This window comes from Enterobacter asburiae (assembly GCF_001521715.1).
Lineage (GTDB): Bacteria > Pseudomonadota > Gammaproteobacteria > Enterobacterales > Enterobacteriaceae > Enterobacter > Enterobacter asburiae.
This window is the reverse complement of record NZ_CP011863.1, coordinates 3,092,823-3,118,426: the sequence shown is the minus strand read 5'-3', so window position 1 is coordinate 3,118,426 and position 25,604 is coordinate 3,092,823. Positions and strand designations below refer to the sequence as shown.

The 25,604-nt window shown below is 56.8% G+C and carries 21 protein-coding genes and 3 tRNA genes; 19 read left to right on the top strand and 5 right to left on the bottom strand.

The genetic code is table 11. The annotated features are described in order from the left end of the window. Window positions 1-5: 5 nt before the first annotated feature. Together asd and rsgA are read right to left on the bottom strand one after the other, a co-directional pair. Window positions 6-974: an archaetidylserine decarboxylase gene (asd, locus tag ACJ69_RS15070; RefSeq protein WP_029739893.1), complete on the bottom strand. Its 969-nt coding sequence runs from the start codon at window positions 972-974 to the stop codon at window positions 6-8. A 97-nt stretch (window positions 975-1,071) separates the two neighbouring features. Continuing rightward, the gene (gene rsgA, locus ACJ69_RS15065) at window positions 1,072-2,124 is read right to left on the bottom strand and encodes a small ribosomal subunit biogenesis GTPase RsgA (RefSeq protein ID WP_023334242.1); all 1,053 of its coding nucleotides are present in this window, start codon (window positions 2,122-2,124) and stop codon (window positions 1,072-1,074) included. A gap of 107 nt (window positions 2,125-2,231) precedes the next feature. Here rsgA and orn point away from each other — a divergent pair, with 107 nt between their 5' ends. The 4 genes from orn (at window position 2,232) to ACJ69_RS15045 (ending at window position 3,274) form a co-directional block, all read left to right on the top strand. Further along, entirely contained in the window at window positions 2,232-2,777 is a 546-nt protein-coding gene (orn, locus tag ACJ69_RS15060) for an oligoribonuclease (protein WP_023310130.1), read from the top strand. Window positions 2,778-2,973: 196 nt separating this feature from the next. Continuing rightward, window positions 2,974-3,049 (top strand) — tRNA-Gly (locus ACJ69_RS15055). Window positions 3,050-3,086: 37 nt separating this feature from the next. Then, window positions 3,087-3,162: transfer RNA gene (locus ACJ69_RS15050), tRNA-Gly, on the top strand. A 36-nt stretch (window positions 3,163-3,198) separates the two neighbouring features. After that, a tRNA-Gly gene (locus tag ACJ69_RS15045) sits at window positions 3,199-3,274 on the top strand. A 270-nt stretch (window positions 3,275-3,544) separates the two neighbouring features. On the opposite strand, the gene queG is transcribed toward ACJ69_RS15045, so the two are convergent. Next, window positions 3,545-4,684 (bottom strand): tRNA epoxyqueuosine(34) reductase QueG, encoded by a 1,140-nt coding sequence (queG, locus tag ACJ69_RS15040; protein ID WP_059347267.1) that lies wholly within the window; start codon window positions 4,682-4,684, stop codon window positions 3,545-3,547. On the opposite strand from queG, the gene nnr reads away from it, so the two are divergent. From nnr to rlmB, 14 genes are all read left to right on the top strand, one after another. Then, complete coding sequence (gene nnr / locus ACJ69_RS15035; protein ID WP_059347266.1) at window positions 4,683-6,206, top strand: bifunctional ADP-dependent NAD(P)H-hydrate dehydratase/NAD(P)H-hydrate epimerase; 1,524 nt, start codon at window positions 4,683-4,685, stop codon at window positions 6,204-6,206. The genes queG and nnr overlap by 2 nt on opposite strands. Further along, complete coding sequence (gene tsaE / locus ACJ69_RS15030) at window positions 6,199-6,660, top strand: tRNA (adenosine(37)-N6)-threonylcarbamoyltransferase complex ATPase subunit type 1 TsaE (RefSeq protein ID WP_013095283.1); 462 nt, start codon at window positions 6,199-6,201, stop codon at window positions 6,658-6,660. Before nnr ends, tsaE begins: the two co-directional genes overlap by 8 nt. A 16-nt stretch (window positions 6,661-6,676) precedes the next feature. Then, entirely contained in the window at window positions 6,677-8,017 is a 1,341-nt protein-coding gene (gene amiB / locus ACJ69_RS15025) for an N-acetylmuramoyl-L-alanine amidase AmiB (protein ID WP_029740367.1), read from the top strand. 9 nt (window positions 8,018-8,026) lie between these two features. Then, entirely contained in the window at window positions 8,027-9,871 is a 1,845-nt protein-coding gene (gene mutL, locus ACJ69_RS15020; protein WP_029740368.1) for a DNA mismatch repair endonuclease MutL, read from the top strand. After that, window positions 9,864-10,814, top strand: coding sequence for a tRNA (adenosine(37)-N6)-dimethylallyltransferase MiaA (miaA, locus tag ACJ69_RS15015; protein ID WP_032651346.1), 951 nt, complete (start codon window positions 9,864-9,866; stop codon window positions 10,812-10,814). Before mutL ends, miaA begins: the two co-directional genes overlap by 8 nt. 85 nt (window positions 10,815-10,899) lie before the next feature. Then, window positions 10,900-11,211: an RNA chaperone Hfq gene (gene hfq / locus ACJ69_RS15010; protein ID WP_023334248.1), complete on the top strand. Its 312-nt coding sequence runs from the start codon at window positions 10,900-10,902 to the stop codon at window positions 11,209-11,211. A 74-nt stretch (window positions 11,212-11,285) separates the two neighbouring features. Next, a complete protein-coding gene (gene hflX / locus ACJ69_RS15005) occupies window positions 11,286-12,566 on the top strand; it encodes a ribosome rescue GTPase HflX (protein ID WP_023310136.1) in 1,281 nt (426 codons plus the stop codon). Window positions 12,567-12,622: 56 nt separating this feature from the next. Continuing rightward, window positions 12,623-13,882 carry an FtsH protease activity modulator HflK gene (gene hflK / locus ACJ69_RS15000; protein ID WP_059347265.1) on the top strand — a complete coding sequence of 420 codons (1,260 nt, stop codon included), beginning with the start codon at window positions 12,623-12,625 and terminating at the stop codon, window positions 13,880-13,882. Between the two features lie 2 nt (window positions 13,883-13,884). Continuing rightward, window positions 13,885-14,889: a protease modulator HflC gene (gene hflC, locus ACJ69_RS14995; RefSeq protein WP_029740370.1), complete on the top strand. Its 1,005-nt coding sequence runs from the start codon at window positions 13,885-13,887 to the stop codon at window positions 14,887-14,889. Between the two features lie 71 nt (window positions 14,890-14,960). Beyond that, the gene (locus ACJ69_RS14990; RefSeq protein WP_003855996.1) at window positions 14,961-15,158 is read left to right on the top strand and encodes a DUF2065 domain-containing protein; all 198 of its coding nucleotides are present in this window, start codon (window positions 14,961-14,963) and stop codon (window positions 15,156-15,158) included. Window positions 15,159-15,262: 104 nt separating this feature from the next. Beyond that, entirely contained in the window at window positions 15,263-16,561 is a 1,299-nt protein-coding gene (locus tag ACJ69_RS14985; RefSeq protein ID WP_024907332.1) for an adenylosuccinate synthase, read from the top strand. A gap of 192 nt (window positions 16,562-16,753) precedes the next feature. Then, window positions 16,754-17,179, top strand: coding sequence for a nitric oxide-sensing transcriptional repressor NsrR (nsrR, locus tag ACJ69_RS14980; RefSeq protein ID WP_023334253.1), 426 nt, complete (start codon window positions 16,754-16,756; stop codon window positions 17,177-17,179). Window positions 17,180-17,217: 38 nt separating this feature from the next. After that, complete coding sequence (rnr, locus tag ACJ69_RS14975) at window positions 17,218-19,662, top strand: ribonuclease R (protein WP_039261027.1); 2,445 nt, start codon at window positions 17,218-17,220, stop codon at window positions 19,660-19,662. Between the two features lie 65 nt (window positions 19,663-19,727). After that, window positions 19,728-20,462, top strand: coding sequence for a 23S rRNA (guanosine(2251)-2'-O)-methyltransferase RlmB (gene rlmB / locus ACJ69_RS14970; protein ID WP_010427468.1), 735 nt, complete (start codon window positions 19,728-19,730; stop codon window positions 20,460-20,462). Between the two features lie 79 nt (window positions 20,463-20,541). On the opposite strand, the gene ACJ69_RS14965 is transcribed toward rlmB, so the two are convergent. Further along, complete coding sequence (locus ACJ69_RS14965) at window positions 20,542-21,816, bottom strand: MFS transporter (RefSeq protein ID WP_054829813.1); 1,275 nt, start codon at window positions 21,814-21,816, stop codon at window positions 20,542-20,544. Between the two features lie 192 nt (window positions 21,817-22,008). On the opposite strand from ACJ69_RS14965, the gene ACJ69_RS14960 reads away from it, so the two are divergent. Beyond that, entirely contained in the window at window positions 22,009-23,631 is a 1,623-nt protein-coding gene (locus ACJ69_RS14960) for an isovaleryl-CoA dehydrogenase (RefSeq protein WP_054829814.1), read from the top strand. On the opposite strand, the gene ACJ69_RS14955 is transcribed toward ACJ69_RS14960, so the two are convergent. Further along, complete coding sequence (locus tag ACJ69_RS14955; protein ID WP_059347264.1) at window positions 23,628-25,559, bottom strand: methyl-accepting chemotaxis protein; 1,932 nt, start codon at window positions 25,557-25,559, stop codon at window positions 23,628-23,630. The two genes, ACJ69_RS14960 and ACJ69_RS14955, sit on opposite strands and share 4 nt — an antisense overlap. Window positions 25,560-25,604: the final 45 nt, after the last annotated feature.

Genomic DNA, 25,604 nt, shown 5'->3' with positions numbered 1-25,604 from the left:
TGTTGTTAGCCTTCGTCTTTTTTGTCGTCAACCAGCGGGCTGGCGTCGTGCTCGGCGTTAATCTCTTCCTGTGAGAGCGGAGCAGGTTCTGCATCCGGCGTCACGAAGGTTTCGGTAGAGACCGCCAGCGGCTGGCCCAGTTTGGTGACCGACAGGCTTTCGAGCTGTTCAGCCAGCTTCACTTTGCCCGGCGCAAACAGGTTGATTACGGTAGAGCCCAGCTTGAAGCGACCCATCTCCTGACCTTTCAGCAGGGCCACCGAGCCTTCCGCTTCACCGGCAGGCCAGGTCCAGCGTTTGATCACGCCTTCGCGCGGTGGAGTGATAGTGCCCGCCCAGACGGTTTCAATGCTGCCTACGATGGTTGCACCCACCAGAATCTGTGCCATAGGGCCAAATTCAGTATCGAACAGACAGATGACGCGCTCGTTACGGGCAAACAGGTTCGGCACGTTCTGCGCGGTCAGGTGGTTTACGGAGAACAGGTCGCCCGGGACGTAAATCATTTCACGCAGGATACCGTTACACGGCATGTGCACGCGGTGATAGTCGCGCGGTGACAGATAGGTAGTGGCAAACGTACCGTTGCGGAACAGATCCGCCATCAGGTAGTTACCTGCCAGCAGCGCTTCCAGACTGTAGTTATGGCCCTTCGCCTGCAGGATTTTGTCGTCTTCGATGTTACCCAACTGGCTGATCACGCCGTCTGCCGGCATCACCAGGACGTTAGGATCGGTGTTCAGCGGGCGCACTTCGTCACGCAGCGGGCGCACGAAGAACTCGTTGAAGGTGCGGTAGCTGGCGGTATCCGGCTTTTGCGCCTCTTTCATGTCGACCTTGTAATATTTTACGAAAAGGTCGATGACCAGTTTGGTCAGCCAGCCCGCGCGTTTGCTTGCGCCCCAGCCCGCCAGGCGAGTGAGCCACAGTTTTGGCAGAATGTATTGAAGCGAAAGTTTAAATGCGTTTAACAAGGTAGCCTCCAGGCCATTGTTTTGTCGTTCCTGATCCGGCGTTAAGCCGCCGGAACCTGAAAAAAGGGGACGATTTTAGCGATGCTTAGCTTAGTTGTCAGTTATCAGAATCAGAAAAGTTTTTACGCGTTTTTACGTCTTCCATGCTCTCAAGAATACGGTGGTAATTCTCGAAGCGGGTTTCCGCGATCTCGCCTTTCTCAACCGCTTCACGGATAGCGCAGCCTGGGTCGTTATCGTGTTTACAGTCGCGGTATTTACAAGCGCCTAAATAATCATGGAATTCGACAAATCCGTTAAAGATTTGTTCCGGCTCAAGGTGCCACAAACCGAACTCACGCACGCCCGGGGAGTCGATCACGTCGCCGCCGTGCGGGAAATGATACAGACGCGAGGCGGTAGTGGTGTGCTGGCCCAGGCCAGAGACGTTGGACACATCGTTGGTCAGGATCTCTTGCTGGAGGCCAAGCAGGTTGTTCAGCAGGCTCGATTTACCCACGCCGGACTGGCCCGCAAAGATGCTGATGCGGTCGGTCAGTGCCTCTTCCAGCGGTTTAAGACCATCTTTGGTGTGGCTGGAGACCATCAGCACGCGGTAACCAATCTTGCGGTAGATATCCATTTGCTCATTCACGAAGGCCATGCCGTCGTCATCCAGCAGATCGATTTTGTTCAATACGATAATCGGTTCAACCTGCAGCGTTTCGCAGGCGACGAGGTATCGGTCGATAATATTGAGCGAAAGCTCAGGTAAAATCGCCGAAACAATGACGATCTGGTTAATGTTGGCGGCAATAGGTTTGACCCCGTCGTAGAAATCGGGACGGGTTAACACGGACGTGCGCTCATGAACCGCTTCAACGATACCTTTTACCGTAACGCCTTCCGCCGCCTCTTTACCCGGACGCCAGACCACGCGATCGCCGGTAACCAGTGAACGGATGGTGCGACGGATATTGCAACGGTGAATATCCCCGTCGGCGGATTCGACATCGGCATGCATACCGAAACGGCTGATGACTACGCCTTCTGTCGCTTCACCAAACAGGTTGTCGTCATAATCCGGCTTCTCCGAAGTGGTTTTAAGACGGCGCTGGTGGTTGGCGTTTACGCGGCGCTGCTGCCCTTTGGAGAGTTTATTTTTACTCAATCGCGCTGGCTCCTGGTCGCCCGTAAGGGGCAAAACCTCTATGATACACTCTAATTAATACTAGTTAACCTGCTACTGCCGGTTATGCGAGAAGGGTGGAAAATAACATGAGCGCGGATGAAAACAACCTGATTTGGATCGATCTCGAAATGACCGGGCTGGATCCCGAGCGCGATCGCATCATTGAAATTGCAACGCTGGTGACGGACGCTAACCTGAATATCCTGGCTGAAGGGCCAACGATTGCGGTGCATCAGTCCGACGACCAGCTGGCTTTGATGGATGAATGGAACGTGCGCACCCACACCGGCAGTGGCCTGGTGGAGCGCGTGAAGGCGAGCACGTTCGGCGACCGTGAGGCGGAGCTGGCAACGCTTGAGTTCCTGAAACAGTGGGTTCCGGCAGGCAAATCGCCCATCTGTGGGAATAGCATCGGCCAGGATCGCCGTTTCCTGTTTAAGTACATGCCGGAGCTGGAGTCATATTTCCACTACCGCTATCTGGATGTCAGCACCCTGAAAGAGCTGGCGCGTCGCTGGAAGCCTGAAATTCTCGACGGCTTTAAAAAGCAGGGGACCCACCAGGCGATGGACGATATCCGTGAGTCCGTGGCGGAGCTTTCCTACTACCGCGAAAACTTTATAAAGCTGTGATTTTGCGATCCGGCGCCTTGCGTGGCCGGGTTTTTGTCGTTAAATTGTTCAGCTTGCCGATTAATTAAGCATTTGAACTTAATTTCGAAAAAATCGCTTTAAGGGGGGTTGCAGCTAAAAGGATTTCTCGTATAATGCGCCTCCCGTAACGACAGAGAATTACACGTTACGACAGCAACAAAAGCAGTGCAGATTTGCGGGAATAGCTCAGTTGGTAGAGCACGACCTTGCCAAGGTCGGGGTCGCGAGTTCGAGTCTCGTTTCCCGCTCCAAAATTTGAAAAGTGCTTCCAAAGCACGGACCACCCAAGCGGGAATAGCTCAGTTGGTAGAGCACGACCTTGCCAAGGTCGGGGTCGCGAGTTCGAGTCTCGTTTCCCGCTCCAAAATTTGAAAGTGCTTTCAAAGCACGGACCACCCAAGCGGGAATAGCTCAGTTGGTAGAGCACGACCTTGCCAAGGTCGGGGTCGCGAGTTCGAGTCTCGTTTCCCGCTCCAAATTCTTCTTAATCTCTAAAATATCCACAGCGAAAAGAGTCGTTGGGGACGTTTTCTATTGTCTCTGAAATATTCTTGTGAACAGAGTTATCCACAGAAACTGCGCTTAACCGAAACAAGGCTAAAGCTTAGCAGGGTGAATAATATCTTTGTAACGCGCTGTATTTAGTAGATAAATTTTCATTTCAAAATGTTATTGAGATCACTTGACCTCTTCTCCAGCCCAGATGGCGCTTGAGTTTGTAATTTTATTCACAGGCTGTGAATAGTTCAGGCATCCCGCGGAAGCCCTTTTTCAATCACCCGCACCAGACGCTGTTTCTTCGGTAGCTGTACCTCGATCGTGCAGGCATTACGCTTCTCTATTTGCTGCGCAATCGCCCATTCTATGTGCTCTTCAAGAAGTGGGTGCTCACCTCTACGGCTTTCAAGCGCCCGAATATTGGCTTCATCCCACGGGGCATTACCCAGCGCGACGGCAACATTACGCAGCCAGCGCAGATGACCGATACGGCGAATGGCCGAACCTTCCGTCACTTTCAGGAACCAGGCTTCGGTCCAGGCGAACAGCTCAACGAGCTGAGGCGCATGCAGCGCCTTACGCGGGCTGAAATCCTCTTCGTCCGTGAGCTGCGAATAGCGGTTCCACGGGCAGATCAGCTGGCAGTCGTCGCAGCCGTAGATACGGTTGCCAATAAGCGGTCGAAACTCTTCGGGAATGGCCCCTTCCAGTTCGATAGTGAGGTAGGAGATGCAGCGGCGCGCATCAACGGTGTAAGGCTCGACGATGGCACCCGTCGGGCAGATGGTCATGCAGGCCACGCAGCGGCCGCAGCCTTCCTCTACCGGGCCGTCAACCGGCAGCGGTAAATCAATCAGCAGTTCACCGAGGAAGAAGAACGAACCGGCGTCGCGGCTGAGGATAAGTGAGTGCTTACCTGTCCAGCCAAGCCCGGCTTTTTCGGCGATCGGGCGCTCAAGAATAGGCGCAGAATCGACAAAGGGTCTAAAATTCAGCGAAACACAGTGCTGCTGAATAGTTTCCCCGAGTTTTTTTAAACGGTTACGCAAAAGCTTATGGTAATCACGTCCCAGGGCGTACCGGCTGACGTAACCCAGAGAGGGATTTTTTAGCGTTCGCGCAAAGGCCGCGTTGGCGGGCAGATAGTTCATGCGCACGCTGATGACGCGTAATGTGCCCGGCAAAAGCTCGTGAGGGCGGGCGCGCATCATGCCATGACGCGCCATCCACTCCATTTCGCCGTGGTATTGTTTGTCCAGCCAGGCCTGCAGTTTTGGCTCGCTGGCGGAAAGGTCGGTATCGGTAATGCCCACCTTCTGGAAGCCAAGCTCAGCACCCCACTGTTTTATTTTTTGCGCTAATTCATTGAGATCGAGGGGCTGTGACATGACGGACCATACGGTGAAGAAAAACCCCGCAAGTATACCACATTCCATCTGGCATGCGGATGACCTCCGGCGCGCCGAAAAAGAGGCCGCAGACAGCCTCGGGATTACCCTTTATGAACTGATGCTGCGCGCGGGGGAGGCTGCGTTTACCGTTGCCCGCAGCGCGTACCCTCAGGCCGCCCACTGGCTGATTCTGTGCGGTCACGGCAATAACGGCGGCGACGGCTACGTTGTCGCCCGTTTGGCGGTTGCGGCAGGTATCCGCGTGACGTTGCTGGCCCTGGAGAGCGATAAACCGCTGCCGGAAGAGGCCAGCGCGGCCCGGGAGGCGTGGCTTAACGCAGGCGGTGTGATTCATGCGCCTGATATCGTCTGGCCGGAAGAGGTGGATCTGATTGTTGATGGTCTGCTGGGTACCGGGCTACGCAGTGCGCCTCGTGAGAACATTGCCGCGCTGATTGAACACGCTAACAGACATTCCGCGCCGATAGTCGCCCTGGATATTCCCTCTGGCCTGATTGCACAAACCGGCGCGACGCCGGAAGCTGTTATTGAGGCTGCCCATACGGTGACCTTCATCGCCCTCAAGCCGGGGTTACTGACCGGTAAAGCGCGAGACGTCGTTGGCGTGCTGCACCACAATGCGCTGGGGCTGGAGAGCTGGCTGGCCGGGCAGGAAATGCGCATCGCGCGTTTTGATGCGTCGCAGCTTGCGGCGTGGCTCCCGCCGCGCCGGCCGACGTCTCATAAGGGCGATCACGGCAGGCTGGTGATTATTGGCGGCGACCATGGTACGGCAGGTGCGATTCGCATGACCGGCGAAGCGGCATTACGCAGCGGCGCCGGATTAGTGCGAGTACTCACTCGCATCGAGAATATTGCGCCGATCGTTACGGCCCGACCGGAGCTGATGGTGCACGAGCTTACGCCCCAGGCGCTTGAAGAGAGCCTTGAATGGGCGGATGTAGTGGTGATTGGCCCGGGCCTTGGGCAGCAGGCATGGGGTAAACAGGCCCTGCAAAAGGTCGAGAATTTTCGTAAACCGATGCTGTGGGATGCCGACGCGCTTAACCTTCTGGCAATAAACCCGGATAAGCGTCACAATCGCATTCTGACGCCACACCCCGGCGAAGCCGCGCGACTGCTTAACTGCAGCGTGGCAGAAATTGAAAGCGATCGCTTACTTTCTGCTCAGCGTCTGGTAAAACGTTACGGAGGTGTTGCTGTTTTGAAAGGGGCAGGAACCGTTGTCGCCAGTGACGAGACGCAGGGCATTATTGATGCTGGAAATGCGGGCATGGCAAGCGGCGGCATGGGCGATGTGCTTTCCGGCATCATTGGCGCATTGCTTGGACAGAAACTTCCCCTTTATGATGCAGCCTGCGCGGGCTGCGTGGCCCACGGTGTCGCGGCGGATAAACTCGCCGCGCGTTATGGTACACGCGGTATGCTGGCCACCGATCTTTTTTGCACGCTGCGGCGTGTTGTTAACCCGGATGTGATTGACGTAGAAAATGACTAATCGAGCGATTCCTTTACCTGATGAACAAGCCACTTTAGAACTCGGCAAGCGCGTGGCGCAGGCCTGTCAGGGGGCAACCGTCATTTATCTGTATGGTGATTTAGGTGCGGGTAAAACCACCTTCAGCCGGGGTTTTTTGCAGGCATTAGGGCATAACGGGAATGTGAAAAGCCCAACCTACACGCTGGTCGAACCGTACACCCTTGAAAATCTCATGGTGTACCACTTTGATTTATACCGCCTTGCGGATCCTGAGGAGCTGGAATTTATGGGGATTCGTGATTATTTTGCCAACGACGCCATTTGCCTGGTGGAGTGGCCGCAACAAGGTGCGGGTGTGCTGCCTGACCCGGATGTCGAAATTCACTTAGATTACCAGGCACAAGGGCGTGAGGCACGCATCAGTGCTGTTTCCTCATCAGGCAGTTCCTTACTGGCGCGACTGGCCGGTTAAGCGTAGGGATGACGGGATGATAAATCGCGTTAAAGGTTGGTTGTTGGCTGCCACCGTGCTGCTGTGCGCGCAGGCCGGGGCGGCAAACCTCTCAGATATTCAGGTATCAAACGGCGAAATCCAGGCCCGGATCACGTTCAGCTTTATGGGCGATCCTGAATATGCGTTCTCACAGCCAGACAGCCACAGCGTGGCGCTGGATATCAAACAAACAGGCGTGATCCAGGGGCTACCGCTGCGGTTCAGCGGTAATAATCTGGTGAAAAGTATCCGTTCGGGAACGCCGCAGGATAGCCAGTCGTTACGCCTGGTGGTCGATCTGACCGAAAAGGGTAAAACGAAGGCGGTGAAGCAGCAAAACGGGGCGAACTATACGGTGGTCTTTACCATCAATGCCGACGCACCGCCTCCGCCTCCACCGCCGCCGGTCGTAGCGAAGCGCGTGGAAGAACCGGTATATACGCCGCGTCCTTCTGAACCTGCGCGTAATCCGTTTAAATCGCAGAACGATCGCATTACTGCGGCAACCAGCAGCGATACGGTGACGCGCCCTGCGGCCAGCGCGCGACGCGCGACGGTCAGCGGTGACAAAGTGATTATCGCCATTGATGCGGGCCACGGTGGGGAAGACCCGGGGGCGATTGGCCCTGGCGGCACGCGAGAAAAAAACGTGACCATCGCTATCGCGCGTAAGCTGCGTTCGTTACTCAATGACGACCCTATGTTTAAAGGCGTGTTGACCCGCGACGGGGACTACTTTATCTCCGTCATGGGACGCTCGGATGTGGCGCGTAAGCAAAACGCGAACTTCCTGGTCTCCATTCATGCGGACGCCGCACCGAATCGTAGCGCCACCGGCGCCTCGGTTTGGGTGCTGTCGAACCGTCGCGCTAACAGCGAAATGGCCAACTGGCTGGAAGAGCATGAGAAGCAGTCTGAACTGTTAGGCGGCGCGGGCGACGTGCTGGCGAACAGCCAGTCCGATCCGTACCTCAGCCAGGCGGTGCTGGATTTACAGTTCGGTCATTCTCAGCGCGTCGGGTATGATGTCGCCACTAACGTATTGAACCAGCTGCAAAGCGTTGGCGTGCTGCATAAGCGTCGTCCGGAACATGCCAGCCTCGGCGTTCTGCGCTCGCCGGATATCCCGTCCATCCTTGTAGAGACGGGATTTATCAGTAACAACGGTGAAGAGCGTCTGTTGGGAAGCGACAGCTACCAGCAGCAAATTGCCGAAGCGATTTATAACGGTCTGCGTAAATATTTTGAGGCGCATCCTCTGCAGTCTGCGCCACAGAGCGGCGCTGCCCAGACGGCCAGCGCAGCGCTGCCGGGTGAGATGACCGCGACCAACTAAGGAGAATTCATGCCGATTCAGGTTCTACCGCCGCAGCTCGCGAACCAAATCGCCGCCGGTGAGGTGGTGGAACGCCCTGCGTCGGTGGTGAAGGAGCTGGTGGAAAATAGCCTCGATGCGGGCGCCACCCGCATCGATATTGATATCGAACGCGGTGGCGCGAAGCTTATCCGTATTCGCGACAACGGCTGTGGCATTAAAAAAGAGGAGCTGGCGCTGGCGCTGGCCCGTCACGCCACCAGTAAAATCGCCTCTCTGGATGACCTGGAAGCGATTATTAGCCTCGGTTTTCGCGGCGAAGCGCTGGCCAGTATCAGCTCCGTTTCGCGCTTAACGCTGACCTCCCGTACCGCTGAACAGCAGGAAGCCTGGCAGGCTTACGCCGAAGGGCGCGATATGGATGTGACGGTGAAACCCGCGGCGCACCCTGTCGGCACGACGCTGGAAGTCCTGGATCTGTTCTACAACACCCCCGCCCGACGCAAGTTTATGCGTACCGAGAAGACCGAGTTCGGCCATATCGACGAGATCATTCGCCGTATCGCGCTGGCCCGCTTCGATGTCACCATCAACCTCAGCCACAACGGCAAGGTGATGCGCCAGTATCGCGCGGTGGCAGAAGGTGGACAGAAAGAGCGCCGTTTGGGGGCCATCTGCGGTACGCCGTTTCTGGAACAGGCGCTGGCCATTGAGTGGCAGCACGGCGACCTGGCGTTACGCGGCTGGGTTGCCGATCCAAACGCGAGCAGTGCTGCGTTCTCTGAAATTCAGTATTGCTACGTGAACGGCCGCATGATGCGCGACCGTCTCATCAATCACGCGATTCGCCAGGCCTGCGAAGACAAACTCGGGGCCGATCAGCAGCCAGCTTTCGTCCTTTATCTGGAAATCGACCCCCATCAGGTGGATGTAAACGTTCATCCTGCCAAGCATGAGGTGCGTTTCCACCAGTCGCGTCTGGTTCACGACTTTATTTATCAGGGCGTGGCCGCCGTGTTGCAGCAGCAGGCAGCGCCAACGCTGCCGCTGGAGAATGACGCCCCTGCACCGCGTCCGCTGCCGGAAAACCGTGTCGCGGCAGGGCGCAACCATTTTGCGGAGCCTGCCGTCGCGCGTGAACCGGAGGCCCCGCGTTTCTCCCCGGCAGGGAGCGCACCGCGTCCAACGGGCGCGAACTACCCGAATGCCCAGCCTGGCTATCAGAAGCAGCAGGGAGCGTTGTACCGCAAGCTGCTGGAAACGCCAGCCGTGGAGCGTAAAGAGCACATTCCGCCCGCTCAGCCTTCTCTGGACGGCCATAGCCAGAGTTTTGGCCGGGTGCTGACGATTATCGCGCCGGATATGGCACTGCTTGAGCGTGACGGCAAATTGATGCTTATGGCACTGCCGGTCGCCGAACGCTGGCTCAAGCAGGTGCAGCTCACGCCAGGCGAAAATGCAGCCTGCGCGCAGCCGCTCTTAATTCCGGTTCGCCTGAAAATATCCCCTGAAGAAACAAGGGTATTGCAGCGCGCAGAGCCGCAGCTGGTGCAAATGGGTATTGAAATTGTGCTCGAACCACAACATGTGACAATTCGTGCAGTGCCTTTACCCTTACGCCAACAAAATTTACAAAACTTGATTCCTGAACTGATAGGCTACCTGGCGCAGCAAACATCGTTTGATGCCGCCAACACCGCGCAGTGGATCGCCCGCCATCTGGCAAGCGAACACGCGCCGTGGAGTATGGCGCAGGCCATTAGCGTGCTGGCGGAGGTGGAACGCCTCTGTCCGCATCTGGTGAAAACGCCGCCGGGTGGGTTATTACAACCTGTTGATTTACAAACGGCGATGAATGCCCTGAAACATGATTGACGCAAGTAAGGCGAGCCTGCCTAAGGCAATTTTTTTAATGGGCCCAACGGCCTCCGGCAAAACGGCGCTAGCCATTGAGTTGCGTAAAGTTTTGCCTGTAGAGTTGATTAGCGTCGACTCCGCCCTCATCTACCGAGGGATGGACATCGGCACGGCGAAGCCTGACGCAGAAGAGCTGCGTGCGGCACCGCACCGTTTGCTGGATATTCTCGACCCGGCTCAGGCCTATTCCGCAGCAGATTTCCGCCGGGATGCCTTAGCCGAAATGGCCGAGATAACGGCGGCGGGACGTATACCGCTGTTGGTTGGCGGAACCATGCTCTATTTCAAGGCGTTGCTGGAGGGGTTGTCACCTCTGCCATCCGCGGATCCGGAAATAAGAGCGAAAATTGAGCAGCAGGCGGCAGAGCAGGGTTGGGACGTTCTGCATCAGCAACTGGCGGAGATTGACCCGGTTGCAGCAGCACGGATCCATCCAAATGATCCGCAAAGGCTTTCCCGGGCACTGGAAGTTTTTTTCATTTCGGGTAAAACTTTAACGGAACTGACGCAAACGTCAGGAGACGCTCTGCCGTATCAGGTGCATCAGTTCGCCATCGCCCCGGCGAGCCGTGAACTGCTCCATCAGCGAATTGAGCAGCGTTTTCATCAGATGTTAGCTTCAGATTTTGAAGCAGAAGTGCGGGCGCTATTTGCCCGTGGAGATTTGCATACGGACATGCCTTCCATTCGTTGTGTGGGATACCGCCAGATGTGGTCGTATCTTGAAGGTGAGATTTCATACGATGAAATGGTTTATAGAGGTGTTTGCGCCACGAGACAGTTAGCGAAGCGCCAGATCACCTGGTTGCGCGGTTGGGACGGCGTTCACTGGTTAGACAGTGAAAAACCGCAACAGGCGTTAAACGAAGTGATTGAGGTTGTTGGTGATATCGCTCACTGAATGTGTACAATTGAGACGTATCGTGCGCAATTTTTCAGAATCGCAAGGTTCTAAGTACAAAACAAGCATATAAGGAAAAGAAAGAATGGCTAAGGGGCAATCTTTACAAGATCCGTTCCTGAACGCATTGCGTCGGGAACGTGTTCCAGTTTCTATTTATTTGGTGAATGGTATTAAGCTGCAAGGTCAGATTGAGTCTTTCGATCAGTTTGTGATTCTGTTGAAAAACACGGTCAGTCAGATGGTCTACAAGCACGCTATTTCTACTGTTGTTCCGTCCCGTCCGGTATCTCATCACAGCAATAACGCTGGCGGCGGCACTGGTAGTAACTACCATCATGGCAGCAGCGCGCAGGGTTCTTCAACGCCGGCGCAGGACAGCGACGAAACCGAATAAGGTTTCGCACTGTTATCCACACGGGGAGCCAGGGATCCTGCGTTCCCCGCTGATCTTTTTAGAGAGGTTTACGCTTGTTTGACCGTTATGATGCCGGTGAGCAGGCGGTGCTGGTACACATCTATTTTTCGCAAGACAAAGATATGGAAGACCTCCAGGAGTTTGAATCTCTGGTCTCTTCCGCCGGTGTCGAAGCAATGCAGGTGATTACCGGTAGCCGTAAAGCGCCGCACCCAAAGTATTTTGTTGGTGAAGGTAAAGCAGTCGAAATTGCGGATGCCGTAAAAGCAACCGGCGCGTCAGTCGTGTTGTTTGATCATGCGCTGTCTCCAGCCCAGGAGCGCAACCTGGAAGCCCTTTGCGAATGCCGTGTTATCGATCGCACGGGTTTGATTTTAGATATTTTTGCTCAGCGTGCACGTACCCATGAAGGGAAACTGCAGGTTGAGCTGGCGCAGCTGCGCCATCTGGCAACGCGTCTGGTGCGTGGCTGGACACACCTTGAAAGACAAAAAGGCGGGATTGGTTTGCGCGGCCCGGGTGAAACCCAGCTCGAAACCGACCGTCGTTTGCTGCGTGGCCGAATTACCCAGATCCTTTCACGTCTGGAACGTGTAGAGAAACAGCGCGAACAGGGGCGTCGGGCGCGAACCAAAGCCGATATCCCGACGGTGTCGCTGGTGGGCTATACCAACGCCGGTAAATCCACCCTGTTTAACCAGATAACCGAGGCCCAGGTTTATGCCGCAGACCAGCTGTTTGCGACCCTGGACCCTACGCTGCGCCGTATTGACGTTGCAGACGTCGGTGAAACGGTGCTGGCGGATACCGTAGGGTTTATTCGCCATCTGCCGCATGACCTGGTGGCGGCGTTTAAAGCCACCCTGCAGGAGACGCGACAGGCGACTCTGCTGCTGCACGTGATTGATGCGGCAGACGTGCGCGTGCAGGAGAACATCGACGCGGTGAACGTGGTGCTCGAAGAGATCGACGCCCACGAGATCCCAACGCTGTTGGTCATGAACAAGATCGATATGCTGGACGATTTCGAACCGCGTATCGACAGAGATGAAGAAAACAAACCGATTCGGGTCTGGCTTTCTGCCCAGACCGGTATTGGTGTGCCACTGCTTTTCCAGGCTTTGACAGAACGTCTTTCCGGTGAGGTAGCTCAGCACACGCTGCGACTGCCGCCACAGGAAGGCAGGCTGCGCAGCCGGTTTTATCAGCTTCAGGCGATAGAAAAAGAGTGGATGGAGGATGACGGCAGCGTGGGGATGCAGGTGCGTATGCCGATCGTTGACTGGCGTCGCCTCTGTAAACAAGAACCTGCGCTGGTCGACTATATCGTCTGATCAGAAAGGGGATGCCTGAATAATTCGCCCTTGCATAACAAATATGGAGCATATACATGGCGTGGAATCAGCCCGGTAATAACGGACAAGACCGCGACCCGTGGGGAAGCAGCAAACCTGGCGGCAACTCTGAGGGAAATGGCAACAAAGGTGGTCGCGAGCAGGGGCCGCCGGATCTGGATGATATCTTCCGCAAACTGAGCAAGAAGCTTGGTGGCCTTGGCGGAGGAAAAGGTTCTGGCTCGGGTGGCAATTCCACTCAGAGTTCGCGCCCGCCAATGGGTGGCCGCGTAGTGGGCATCGTGGCCGCTGCGGTAGTCATCATCTGGGCAGCCAGCGGGTTCTACACCATTAAAGAAGCAGAACGCGGCGTGGTCACCCGTTTCGGTAAGTTCAGCCATCTGGTTGAGCCGGGTCTGAACTGGAAGCCGACCTTCATTGACGACGTGACCGCGGTAAACGTGGAATCCGTCCGTGAACTGGCCGCCTCTGGCGTGATGCTGACCTCTGACGAAAACGTGGTGCGCGTTGAGATGAACGTGCAGTACCGCGTGACCGATCCTGAGCGTTATCTGTTTAGCGTGACCAGCGCCGATGACAGCCTGCGTCAGGCGACCGACAGCGCCCTGCGCGGTGTGATCGGTAAATACACCATGGACCGTATTCTGACCGAAGGTCGTACCGTTATTCGTAGCGATACCCAGCGCGAGCTGGAAGAGACCATTCGTCCGTACAACATGGGTATTACCCTGCTTGACGTCAACTTCCAGGCTGCGCGTCCGCCGGAAGAGGTGAAAGCCGCATTTGACGATGCGATTGCTGCCCGTGAAAACGAACAGCAGTACATCCGTGAAGCAGAAGCGTACACCAACGAAGTTCAGCCACGCGCTAACGGTCAGGCGCAGCGTATTCTGGAAGAAGCGCGCGCGTATAAGACGCAGACCATCCTGGAAGCTCAGGGTGAAGTGGCCCGCTTCGCGAAGATCCTGCCGGAATATAAAGCGGCGCCGGAAATTACCCGTGAGCGTCTCTATATCGAGACCATGGAAAAAGTGCTGAGCCACACCCGCAAAGTGTTGGTTAACGACAGTAAAGGCGGGAACCTGATGGTTCTGCCGCTGGATCAGATGCTGAAAGGCGGTTCTGTACCAGCAGCGAAAGGCGACACCAGCGGCGCGAACAACCTGCTGCGTCTGCCGCCAGCCTCAACAGGCAGCGCCAGCACGAACACAACGCCTTCTTCGAACGATGGTGACATTATGGACCAACGCCGTGCTAACGCGCAGCGTAACGACTACCAGCGTCAGGGGGAATAAGGATGCGTAAGTCAGTTATTGCGATCATCGTCATCGTACTGGTCGCGCTTTATACCTCGATTTTTGTGGTGAAAGAAGGCGAGCGTGGGATTAAGTTCCAGTTCAGCAGCGTCGTGCGTGATGGCGACAAACGCCCGGTGATTTACGAGCCGGGTCTGCACTTCAAGGTGCCGTTCATTCAGTCCGTGAAAACGCTGGATGCGCGTATCCAGACCATGGATAACCAGGCCGACCGTTTCGTGACCAAAGAGAAGAAAGACCTGATCGTTGATTCCTATATCAAATGGCGCATCAGCGATTTCAGCCGTTACTTCCTGGCAACGGGCGGCGGCGACGTTTCTCAGGCAGAAGTGCTGCTGAAACGTAAGTTCTCTGACCGTCTGCGTTCCGAGATTGGTCGTCTGGATGTGAAAGACATCGTGACCGACTCCCGCGGTCGTCTGACCCTGGAAGTTCGCGATGCGCTGAACTCCGGTACAGCGGGCACTGAAGATGAAGTTTCAACGCCGGCAGCAGATGATGCGATTGCCAAAGCGGCTGAACGCGTTCAGGCGGAGACCAACGGTAAAGTGCCGGTGATCAACCCGAACAGTATGGCTGCGCTGGGTATCGAAGTGGTTGACGTGCGTATCAAGCAGATCAACCTGCCAGCGGAAGTGTCCGAGGCGATTTACAACCGTATGCGCGCCGAGCGTGAAGCGGTAGCCCGTCGTCACCGTTCACAGGGCCAGGAAGAGGCTGAGAAGCTGCGTGCAGCAGCGGACTATGAAGTCACCAAGACGCTGGCGGAATCTGAGCGTCAGGGCCGTATCCTGCGCGGTGAAGGCGATGCCGAAGCGGCGAAGCTGTTTGCTGATGCTTTCAGCCAGGATCCTGACTTCTACGCCTTTATCCGTAGCCTGCGCGCTTACGAGAATAGCTTCCAGAGCAACCAGGATGTGATGGTGCTCAGCCCGGACAGCGATTTCTTCCGTTATATGAAGACGCCGACTAACGCAACGCGATAAACTCAGGCTCGTTTGAGTATTCAAACCACCGCTCTCAACGGAGCGGTGGTTTTCTTTTATAAGGAATAAAAATGAATTCAACGATCTGGCTCGCACTGGCTTTGGTCCTGGTGCTGGAAGGTCTTGGACCGATGCTTTATCCGCGCGCCTGGCGCCGAATGATCGCCACGATGAGCCAGCTGCCGGATAATATTTTGCGTCGTTTTGGCGGCGGTCTTGTGGTTGCGGGCATCGTGATCTACTACATGTTGAGGAAAACGATTGGCTGATCAAAAAGTAGGCGCAATCGGCGTATTTTGAGGTCAAAAAGTGCTGTATATCTGAAAAAGCGATGGTAGAATCCATTTTTAAGCAAACGGTGATTTTGAAAAAAATGGGTAACAACGTCGTCGTACTGGGCACCCAATGGGGTGACGAAGGTAAAGGGAAGATTGTTGATCTTCTGACTGAACGGGCTAAATATGTTGTACGCTACCAGGGCGGTCACAACGCAGGCCATACTCTCGTAATCAACGGTGAAAAAACCGTCCTCCATCTTATTCCATCAGGCATTCTTCGTGATAACGTCACCAGCATCATCGGTAACGGCGTTGTGCTGTCTCCTGCTGCGCTGATGAAAGAGATGAAAGGTCTGGAAGACCGTGGTATCCCTGTTCGTGAGCGTCTGCTGCTCTCCGAGGCCTGCCCGCTGATTCTGGATTATCACGTGGCGCTGGACGTAGCGCGTGAGAAAGCGCGCGGCGCGAAAGCGATCGGCACCACCGGTCGTGGTATCGGTCCGGCTTACGAAGATAAAGTTGCACGTCGCGGTCTGCGCGTGGGCGACCTCTTCGACAAAGCAACCTTCGCTGAAAAACTGAAAGAAGTGATGGAATATCACAACTTCCAGCTGGTGAACTTCTATAAAGCTGACGCTGTTGACTACCAGAAAGTGCTGGATGACGTCATGGCGATCGCTGACATTCTGACCGGTATGGTTGTTGATGTGTCCGATCTGCTGGACCAGGCGCGCAAGCGTGGCGATTTCGTCATGTTCGAAGGTGCGCAGGGTACGCTGCTGGACATCGACCACGGTACCTATCCGTACGTTACCTCCTCTAACACCACTGCAGGTGGCGTGGCGACCGGCTCTGGCTTGGGTCCACGTTATGTGGATTACGTGCTGGGCATCATCAAAGCGTACTCCACTCGCGTGGGTGCGGGTCCATTCCCGACCGAGCTGTTTGATGAAACCGGCGAGTTCCTCTGCAAGCAGGGTAACGAGTTTGGCGCGACCACCGGTCGTCGTCGTCGTACCGGCTGGCTGGATGCGGTTGCAGTGCGTCGCGCAGTGCAGATCAACTCCCTGTCTGGCTTCTGCCTGACCAAGCTGGACGTACTGGACGGCCTGAAAGAAGTGAAAATCTGCGTAGGCTACCGTATGCCAGATGGCCGCGAAGTGACCACCACTCCGCTGGCTGCTGACGACTGGGAAGGCATTGAGCCAATCTACGAAACCATGCCGGGCTGGTCTGAGACCACTTTCGGTGTGAAAGAGCGTAGCGGCCTGCCGCAGGCGGCGCTGGATTACATCAAGCGTATTGAAGAACTGACCGAAGTGCCGATCGATATTATTTCTACCGGCCCGGATCGTACTGAAACGATGATCCTGCGCGACCCGTTCGACGCATAATCTTCGTGAATGCTGGCCTGCGGGGTGACCCGTAGGCCGGATAAGCGTAGCGCCATCCGGCGAACGCTCCTGGATCTCCGCTTTTTCGCCCCGTCTGTCAAATAAATTAGCCGCTCACTATCTGGCTGGTTTATCATCATTAATGAATATCTCTGCGGTTTGACCGCGTTTTCCCTTTTTCCTGAGGTTGATGTGCAGTTAACAAGTTTCACCGATTACGGCTTACGTGCGCTGATTTACATGGCGTCGTTACCCGAGGGGAAGATGACCAGTATCTCTGAAGTCACAGAGGTTTACGGCGTATCCCGTAATCATATGGTCAAAATAATCAATCAACTTAGTCGTGCCGGATACGTTGCTGCCGTCCGCGGGAAGAATGGTGGGATCCGTCTCGGTAAACCGGCACAGAGTATTCGTGTGGGCGATGTGGTACGTGAACTGGAGCCGCTGTCTCTGGTGAACTGCAGCAGCGAGTTCTGCCACATCACGCCCGCTTGCCGCCTGAAAAAGGCGCTTTCAAAGGCCGTGCAAAGTTTTCTTATGGAACTGGATAACTACACGCTGGCCGATTTGGTTGAAGAGAATCAACCGCTTTATAAATTATTGCTGGTGGAATGAAGAAAATTTCCACCGGAGCTGACAACGGAGGAACCGACATGTCACATGATCCTTTCCAGGAACGCGAAGCCGAAAAATACGCGAATCCTATTCCCAGCCGCGAGTTCATCATTGAACACTTAACAAAACGCGAAAAACCCGCCAATCGTGAAGAACTTGCCGTTGAATTAAACATTGAAGGTGAAGAGCAAATTGAAGCCCTTCGCCGCCGTCTGCGCGCAATGGAGCGTGACGGGCAGCTGGTCTTTACCCGCCGCCAGTGCTACGCGCTGCCAGAACGCCTCGATCTGCTGAAAGGGACCGTCATTGGTCACCGCGATGGCTTCGGCTTCCTGCGCGTGGAAGGCCGTAAAGACGATCTGTACCTCTCATCTGAACAGATGAAGATGTGTATCCACGGCGACCAGATCCTGGCGCAGCCGCTGGGCGCTGACCGTAAAGGCCGCCGCGAAGCGCGCGTCGTGCGCGTTCTGGTGCCAAAAACCAGCCAGATCGTCGGCCGCTACTTTACCGACGCTGGCGTGGGCTTCGTGGTGCCGGACGACAGCCGCCTGAGCTTCGACATTCTGATCCCACCTGAAGAGGTGATGGGCGCCCGCATGGGCTTTGTGGTGGTGGTCGAACTCACCCAGCGCCCAACCCGTCGCACTAAAGCGGTAGGTAAAATCGTCGAAGTGCTTGGCGACAACATGGGCACAACCATGGCCGTTGATATGGCGCTGCGTACCCATGAAATTCCGTACATCTGGCCGAAAGCGGTTGAAGAGCAGATCGAAAGCCTGCGCGAAGAAGTGCCGGAAGAGTCCAAAGTGGGCCGCGTGGATCTGCGCTCCTTGCCGCTGGTCACTATCGACGGTGAAGACGCCCGCGACTTCGATGACGCCGTCTACTGCGAGAAAAAACGCGGCGGCGGCTGGCGCCTGTGGGTTGCTATCGCTGACGTAAGCTATTACGTCCGTCCGCACACCCCGCTGGATAACGAAGCCCGCAGCCGCGGTACGTCGGTCTACTTCCCGTCCCAGGTCGTGCCGATGCTGCCGGAAGTGCTGTCTAACGGCCTGTGTTCCCTGAACCCGCAGGTTGACCGCCTCTGTATGGTTTGCGAGATGACCATCTCCACCAAAGGGCGCTTAACCGGCTACAAGTTCTACGAAGCGGTGATGAGCTCGCACGCGCGTCTGACCTATACCAAGGTCTGGCATATGCTGCAGGGCGACCAGGATCTGCGCGAACAGTACGCGCCGCTGGTCAAACATATCGAAGAGCTGCATAACCTCTACAAAACGCTGGATCAGGCGCGCGAAGAGCGCGGCGGGATCTCGTTTGAGAGTGAAGAGGCGAAATTCATTTTCAACGCCGAACGCCGTATTGAGCGTATCGAGCAGACCCAGCGTAACGACGCGCACAAGCTGATCGAAGAGTGTATGATTCTGGCGAACATCTCGGCGGCACGTTTCGTCGAGAAAGCCAAAGAGCCTGCGCTGTTCCGTATTCACGATAAGCCGACCACGGAAGCCATTACGTCGTTCCGCTCCGTGCTGGCTGAACTGGGTCTGGAACTGCCCGGAGGCAACAAGCCAGAGCCGCGCGATTACGCCGAGCTGCTGGAGTCCATTGGCGACCGTCCTGACGCAGAAATGCTGCAGACGATGCTGCTGCGCTCTATGAAGCAGGCGATTTACGATCCGGAAAACCGCGGCCACTTCGGCCTGGCGCTGCAGTCTTACGCCCACTTCACGTCGCCGATCCGTCGTTATCCTGACCTCTCTCTGCACCGTGCGATCAAGTATCTGCTGGCGCAGGAGCAGGGTCATAAAGGGAACACCACCGAAACCGGTGGCTACCATTATTCGATGGAAGAGATGCTGCAGCTGGGTCAGCACTGCTCCATGGCCGAACGTCGTGCCGATGAAGCAACCCGCGACGTGGCGGACTGGCTGAAGTGTGACTTTATGCTCGATCAGGTAGGTAACGTCTTTAAAGGCGTGATTGCCAGCGTGACCGGCTTTGGTTTCTTCGTTCGTCTGGACGAGCTGTTCATCGACGGTCTGGTGCACGTCTCAAGCCTGGATAACGACTATTACCGCTTCGACCAGGTCGGCCAGCGCCTGATTGGCGAATCTGGCGGCCAGACCTACCGTCTGGGCGATCGTGTGGAAGTGAAGGTCGAAGCCGTGAATATGGACGATCGTAAAATCGACTTCAGCCTGATCTCCAGCGAGCGCGCGCCGCGTAACGTCGGGAAAACCGAGCGTGAAAGGGCGAAAAAAACCGGTAACGGTAAACCGGGCGGCGGTAAACGTCGTCAGGCGGGCAAGAAGGTAAACTTCGAGCCGGACAGCGCGTTCCGCGGCGAGAAGAAACAGAAGCCGAAGGCTGCGAAGAAAGAAGCTCGTTCAGCGAAAAAACCTTCCGCGAAAACGCAGAAAATCGCTGCCGCCACCAAAGCGAAGCGCGCGGCCAAGAAAAAGCAGGCGGAGTAAATTCTCCCCTCACCCTGACCCTCTCCCCAACGGGGGAGGGGAAATACTTATTACGAGAACCATCAATGAGTGAAATGATTTACGGCATCCACGCGGTGCAGGCCCTTCTCGAGCGCGCACCGGAGCGTTTTCAGGAAGTGTTTATTCTGAAAGGGCGTGAAGATAAGCGTCTGATGCCGCTGATCCACGCGCTGGAAGCACAGGGCGTGGTGATCCAGCTGGCGAACCGCCAGTTCCTGGATGAGAAAAGCGAAGGCGCGGTTCACCAGGGGATCATTGCCCGCGTGAAGCCGGGTCGACAGTATCAGGAAAACGATCTGCCGGATCTGATTGCCGAGCTGGATAATCCGTTCTTCCTGATCCTCGATGGCGTAACCGATCCGCACAACCTCGGCGCGTGCCTGCGTAGCGCAGATGCGGCGGGCGTGCATGCGGTGATCGTGCCGAAAGATCGCTCCGCGCAGCTGAACGCGACGGCGAAGAAGGTGGCCTGCGGCGCGGCGGAAAACGTTCCTCTGATCCGTGTGACCAACCTCGCGCGCACCATGCGTCTGCTGCAGGAAGAGAATATCTGGATCGTCGGTACCGCCGGTGAAGCGGATCATACTCTGTACCAGAGCAAAATGACCGGCCGTCTGGCGCTGGTGATGGGTGCGGAAGGCGAAGGCATGCGTCGTCTCACCCGCGAGCACTGCGACGAGCTGATCAGCATCCCGATGGCGGGCAGCGTGTCGTCCCTGAACGTTTCCGTTGCGACGGGCATCTGCCTGTTTGAAGCGGTGCGTCAGCGCGGAGAATAAACAGCAAGGCCGTCCACAGGACGGCCTTTTGTGTTTTCTCCCTGTGGGGGCGGGGTGAGGGCACCAGACGGTGAAAAACTCACTCCTCTAGCGACCGCAAATGGTCATCCTTCCTCAGCGTCATCAGCGCGAAAATACTCACTACCGCCGTCGCCATCACGTAATACGCCGGAATATCCAGGTTGCCCGTCTGCTTAATTAGCCCGGTAATGATTAACCCTGCGCATCCCGAGAAAATCGCGTTCGACAACGAGTAGGCCAGCCCCAGCCCCGTATAGCGCACGCGCGTCGGGAACATCTCAGACAGCATCGCCGGGCCCGGCCCCGCCAGCATGCCCACCAGACCGCCCGCAATCAGTACCACACCAGCCTTCACCGCCAGCGTACTCGACTCCGCCTGCAGGATTTTCAGCAGCGGCAGGGCGAGGATCAGCAGCAGCGCGGTGGCGATAATCATCACCGTGCGGCGGCCGATCCGGTCGCTCAGGATCCCCGACGGAATGATGGTGAGTGCAAAACCAATATTCGAAATCACCGCTATCAGCAGCGCCTGGTTAAACCCGGTGTGCAGCGCCGACTGCAGATAGGTCGGCATAATCACCAGGTAGGTGTACCCCGCCGCAGACCAGACCATTACGCGCCCAATCCCCATCACGATGGCCCGGAGCGTGGCGGCAGTATCCGCCTGAGCGACAGCCGGTTTATCCTGCTGCTGCACGAAGCTGGGCGTTTCCTCCATGCTGACCCGAAGCCACAGCGCCACAACGCCCATGGGCAGCGCCAGGAAGAACGGAATGCGCCAGCCCCAGTCGTGCAGGGCTTCAGGCGTGAGAAGGGCGGAGAGCAGCGCCACGATGCCTGCACCCGCTAACAGCCCCAGCGCCACGGTAAAGGACTGCCACGCGCCATAGAGCCCACGCTTGCCGCGCGGGGCGAACTCCGTCATCAGCGAGACCGCACCGCCGTACTCGCCGCCCGCGAAGAGCCCCTGCAGGATGCGCAGCAGCGTAATAATGAGCGGCGCGGCAATCCCGATGCTGGCATAGACCGGCACAACGCCGATGGCGGCGGTAGCGAGCGTCATCAGCACCAGCACGATGATTAGCGTCGGCTTACGGCCAATCCGGTCCCCGATGCGGCCAAACACCACCGCACCCAGCGGGCGGAAGAAGAAGGCGATGGCAAACGAGGCGTAGGTGAGGATCAGGCTGGTCAGCCCCGCCTCTCCTTCAAGCTGGAAGAAGTTTTTCGCAATGACGGTCGCCAGAAAACCGTAGACCGCAAACTCATACCACTCGATAAAGTTACCAATGGAGCCTGCAATTAATGCTCGCTTGTGCGCGTCCGGTTGCATAACGATCCTCACTTAAGGTGTAAGAATAAATTATTCAACAAAAGCGAAGTCATGAAATAGTTTATTCTTATGTTCTGTGAGCTATTTCACGAATGATATCAGCGGGATCGTGAACGTGTGACTCCCCTCCCATGCAGCGTGCGCGCGGTCTGTCCATACTTATCGTCATTGCCACTGAAGGAGGGAGACAGCATGCACTGGCAGACCCATACCGTTTTCAATCAACCTGCACCGCTTTCCAACAGCAACCTTTTCCTCTCGGACTGCGCCCTGCGCGATGCGGTCGCGCGTGAAGGGGCCGAGTGGGATATTGAGCTGCTCGCCAGCATCGGACAGCAGTTAGGCACCGCGGAGTCGCTGGAGCTGGGCCGGTTGGCAAACGTCAACCCGCCCGAGCTGTTACGCTATGACGCCACCGGAGAGCGGCTGGACGACGTGCGTTTTCATCCGGCATGGCATCTGCTGATGCAGGGGCTTTGCGCCAACCGCGTGCATAACCTGGCGTGGGAAGAGGAAGCGCGTAAAGGGTCGTTTGTCGCTCGGGCCGCACGCTTTGTGCTTCATGCTCAGGTGGAGGCGGGCACGCTTTGCCCGGTCACCATGACGTTCGCCGCCACGCCGCTGCTGCAGCAGGCGCTCCCCAAAGCATTTCACGACTGGCTGACGCCGCTGCTCAGCGATCGTTACGATCCGCATCTGGCCCCCGGTGCGCAAAAGCGCGGCCTGCTGATCGGTATGGGAATGACGGAAAAGCAGGGCGGCTCGGACGTGCTCAGCAACACCACCAAAGCGGAAAAATGCAGCGACGGTAGCTACAGGCTAGTGGGGCACAAATGGTTTTTCTCCGTCCCGCAAAGCGATGCGCATCTGGTGCTGGCCCAGGCGAAGGGCGGGCTATCCTGCTTTTTTGTGCCGCGCTTTTTGCCTGACGGACAGCGCAACGCCGTGCGTCTTGAGCGCCTCAAGGACAAGCTCGGAAACCGCTCCAACGCCAGCAGCGAGGCGGAGTTCCTTGATGCCTCTGGCTGGCTGCTGGGGGAAGAGGGTGAAGGGGTACGGCAGATCCTCAAAATGGGCGGGCTGACGCGCTTTGACTGCGCGCTGGGCAGCCACGGACTGATGCGTCGGGCGCTTTCGGTGGCGCTGTACCATGCCCATCAGCGTCAAACCTTCGGCAAAAATCTCATCGATCAGCCGTTAATGCGCGAAGTGCTAAGCCGGATGGCGCTGGTGCTGGAGGGGCACACGGCGCTGCTGTTCCGCCTGGCCCGGGCGTGGGACAAGCGTGCCGATCCGCAGGAGGCCGCATGGGCTAGGCTGTTTACCCCGGCGGCGAAATTTAGCGTCTGTAAAGCGGGCATCCCGTTTGTCGCTGAGGCGATGGAGGTGCTGGGCGGGATTGGATACTGCGAAGAGAGCGAACTTCCCCGCCTGTACCGCGAGATGCCGGTGAACAGTATTTGGGAAGGATCGGGAAATATCATGTGCCTGGACGTGCTGCGCGTGCTGGCGAAGCTGCCGGGTATTCACGACCTGCTTGCCGACGAGTTTGCGCAGGTGAAAGGGCAGGACAGACACTTCGACCGCGGCTGGCGACAGCTTCAGCAAAAACTGCGTAAACCTCAGGAGGCGCAGGGCCGGGAGATCGCGCAGCAGCTTTTCTTGCTGGGTACCGGAAGCCAGATGCTGCGGCACGCATCGCCCCCGGTGGCGCAGGCGTGGTGCCGCATGATGCTGGACACCCGTGGCGGTACGCTGATGAGCGAGCAGGTGCAAAGCGACCTGCTGCTGCGTGCGACGGGCAGAGTTGGCTAGCCTTTTAGCTGGAACAGACTCACCAGCTGAGTCAGGTGTGAACCCTTCTCGCGCAGCGTTTGAGCCGTTTGCTCGCTGCGTGAGATGCGATCGGCATTGATATGCGACGCTTCGCCAATATGGGTCATGGCGAGGTTCACCTGGCCGATCCCGGCGGACTGCTCGCGTGAGGCATGGTTAATCTCGGTGACCAGCTGGCTGATGTTATCGATATGAATGATGATGTCATCCATCGCCAGGCGCGTCTGTTCAGACAGCGCATGACCCTCACTCACTTTTCTGAGCGTATCGCCAATTAGCTGTTCAATCTCCTTCACCGCGTTAGCGCTGCGTCCCGCCAGCGCGCGAACTTCCTGCGCGACAACTGCAAACCCTTTTCCGTGCTCGCCTGCGCGGGCCGCTTCCACTGCCGCATTCAGCGCCAGAATGTTGGTCTGGAAAGCGATGGATTCGATCACGCGCGTGATGTCTTCGATGCGTTTTGACGCTTCGCGAATGTCGTCCATGGTCGACACCGCGTGGGTGACCGTCTCACCACCCTGATGGACCGCGAGCGAGGTTTCGCCCACCAGCTGCTGCGTTTGCTCCATGTTGGCGGCATTTTGCTGAACGGTGGCGGCCAGCTGCTCCATACTGGCAGACGTCTCTTCCACGCTGCTGGCCTGCTTGTTGATCTGCTCTGAAATCTCGCCGGTGTCGGCGGCCAGCGCATTGGTGCCCAAATGGATCTCGCCTGCTGCCTCACGAACCTGCAGGACAATTTTTTGCAGGCCGCCGCCGATGCCGTTGATAGCATCGATCAGCTGGCCGACTTCATCCTGGCGGGTCACGGGCAGGCTGGAACGGAGATCCCCTGCGGCATATTGCCGGGCAAGGTGGATCACATTGCGCAGCGGTCGGGTCAGCATCCGGCGAATCAGGACCACGAACAGGCCAGCGAAAAGGATGGATAAGACCACGCCGGCCAGCAGGAAGCGATCGCGCATGGCGGTAACGCTTGAGAGCAGCACCGATTTATCCACTTCGCCCACGATAGTCCAGTTCCAGCCCGGCAGCGGGGTATAGGCCATTTTCAGCGTCCTGCCGTCGTCGTTTGTACGCTCCAGCGTGCCGGGTTTGTCACCCAGAAGCTGCTGCTGCGTTGCGCCGTCCCACTTCGGCAGTTTTCCTTCTTCGCTGGCATGGAACAGGTATTGCCCGCGCGTTTTGCCGTTGCTGCGATCCAGCACGAAGAAGTGACCGCTCTCGCCCAGGCGGCGGTTGAGGATTTTCTCGCGCATGACGTTCCAGGAGTGGGTGATGTCCACCCCGACAAAGACGATCGCAATGACCTGCCCTTCGGCGTTTTTAACGGGCTGGTACTGGGTGATGTAGCGTTTGCCGAACAGCAGCGCCAGGCCGCGGTAGACTTCACCTTTGTTGACGGCAGCAAAGGCCGGGCTGGCGTTATCCAGAACGGTACCCATTGCCCGATCGCCATTCTCTTTGCGCAGGGAAGTGGCTACGCGAACAAAGTCGTTACCGCTGCGTACAAACAGCGTCGAAATGGCTCCCGTACGGTTCAGGAACTCGTCCGAAAGGGTGTTATTTTCATGCAGCCCGGTGTCTCCGCCTTTCAGAAGCGGAACGCTGAGCCCGTTAATCGTCCGGGTTTGGGAAGTATCAATGTTCAGGGGCTGCGGTAAAAAGGTGGTAAACAGACGGGTATAGCTCTCAACCTCTTCACTCAGGCTGGTATTAAACATCTGCACCATGTCGACCATGCCGGTGGACTGATTATGCAGATCTTCTACCGCAAGGGCTTCAAGCTGCTGGCTGGCTTTTTGGCTGAGCAGAAAAGTGAATAGCAGAAACAGCATGGCGACACTGACGCCAGTTAGCAGCGAGAGTTTCGACCCCAGGCCCGCACGGCGGAAAAAGTTGATCATAAATTGCTCATCATTGAAAAGTTATGGTTCTTCAACGGCAGAGCG

Excerpts from the sequence above, each read along its gene's own strand:
- rnr (WP_039261027.1), top strand. The coding sequence starts at position 17,218 with ATGTCACATGATCCTTTCCAGGAACGCGAAGCCGAAAAATACGCGAAT.
- ACJ69_RS14960 (WP_054829814.1), top strand. The coding sequence starts at position 22,009 with ATGCACTGGCAGACCCATACCGTTTTCAATCAACCTGCACCGCTTTCC.
- queG (WP_059347267.1), bottom strand. The coding sequence starts at position 4,684 with ATGTCACAGCCCCTCGATCTCAATGAATTAGCGCAAAAAATAAAACAG.
- rlmB (WP_010427468.1), top strand. The coding sequence starts at position 19,728 with ATGAGTGAAATGATTTACGGCATCCACGCGGTGCAGGCCCTTCTCGAG.
- hfq (WP_023334248.1), top strand. The coding sequence starts at position 10,900 with ATGGCTAAGGGGCAATCTTTACAAGATCCGTTCCTGAACGCATTGCGT.
- miaA (WP_032651346.1), top strand. The coding sequence starts at position 9,864 with ATGATTGACGCAAGTAAGGCGAGCCTGCCTAAGGCAATTTTTTTAATG.
- orn (WP_023310130.1), top strand. The coding sequence starts at position 2,232 with ATGAGCGCGGATGAAAACAACCTGATTTGGATCGATCTCGAAATGACC.
- ACJ69_RS14985 (WP_024907332.1), top strand. The coding sequence starts at position 15,263 with ATGGGTAACAACGTCGTCGTACTGGGCACCCAATGGGGTGACGAAGGT.
- mutL (WP_029740368.1), top strand. The coding sequence starts at position 8,027 with ATGCCGATTCAGGTTCTACCGCCGCAGCTCGCGAACCAAATCGCCGCC.
- hflC (WP_029740370.1), top strand. The coding sequence starts at position 13,885 with ATGCGTAAGTCAGTTATTGCGATCATCGTCATCGTACTGGTCGCGCTT.
- tsaE (WP_013095283.1), top strand. The coding sequence starts at position 6,199 with ATGACTAATCGAGCGATTCCTTTACCTGATGAACAAGCCACTTTAGAA.
- amiB (WP_029740367.1), top strand. The coding sequence starts at position 6,677 with ATGATAAATCGCGTTAAAGGTTGGTTGTTGGCTGCCACCGTGCTGCTG.
- ACJ69_RS14990 (WP_003855996.1), top strand. The coding sequence starts at position 14,961 with ATGAATTCAACGATCTGGCTCGCACTGGCTTTGGTCCTGGTGCTGGAA.
- nnr (WP_059347266.1), top strand. The coding sequence starts at position 4,683 with ATGACGGACCATACGGTGAAGAAAAACCCCGCAAGTATACCACATTCC.
- ACJ69_RS14965 (WP_054829813.1), bottom strand. The coding sequence starts at position 21,816 with ATGCAACCGGACGCGCACAAGCGAGCATTAATTGCAGGCTCCATTGGT.
- ACJ69_RS14955 (WP_059347264.1), bottom strand. The coding sequence starts at position 25,559 with ATGATCAACTTTTTCCGCCGTGCGGGCCTGGGGTCGAAACTCTCGCTG.
- hflK (WP_059347265.1), top strand. The coding sequence starts at position 12,623 with ATGGCGTGGAATCAGCCCGGTAATAACGGACAAGACCGCGACCCGTGG.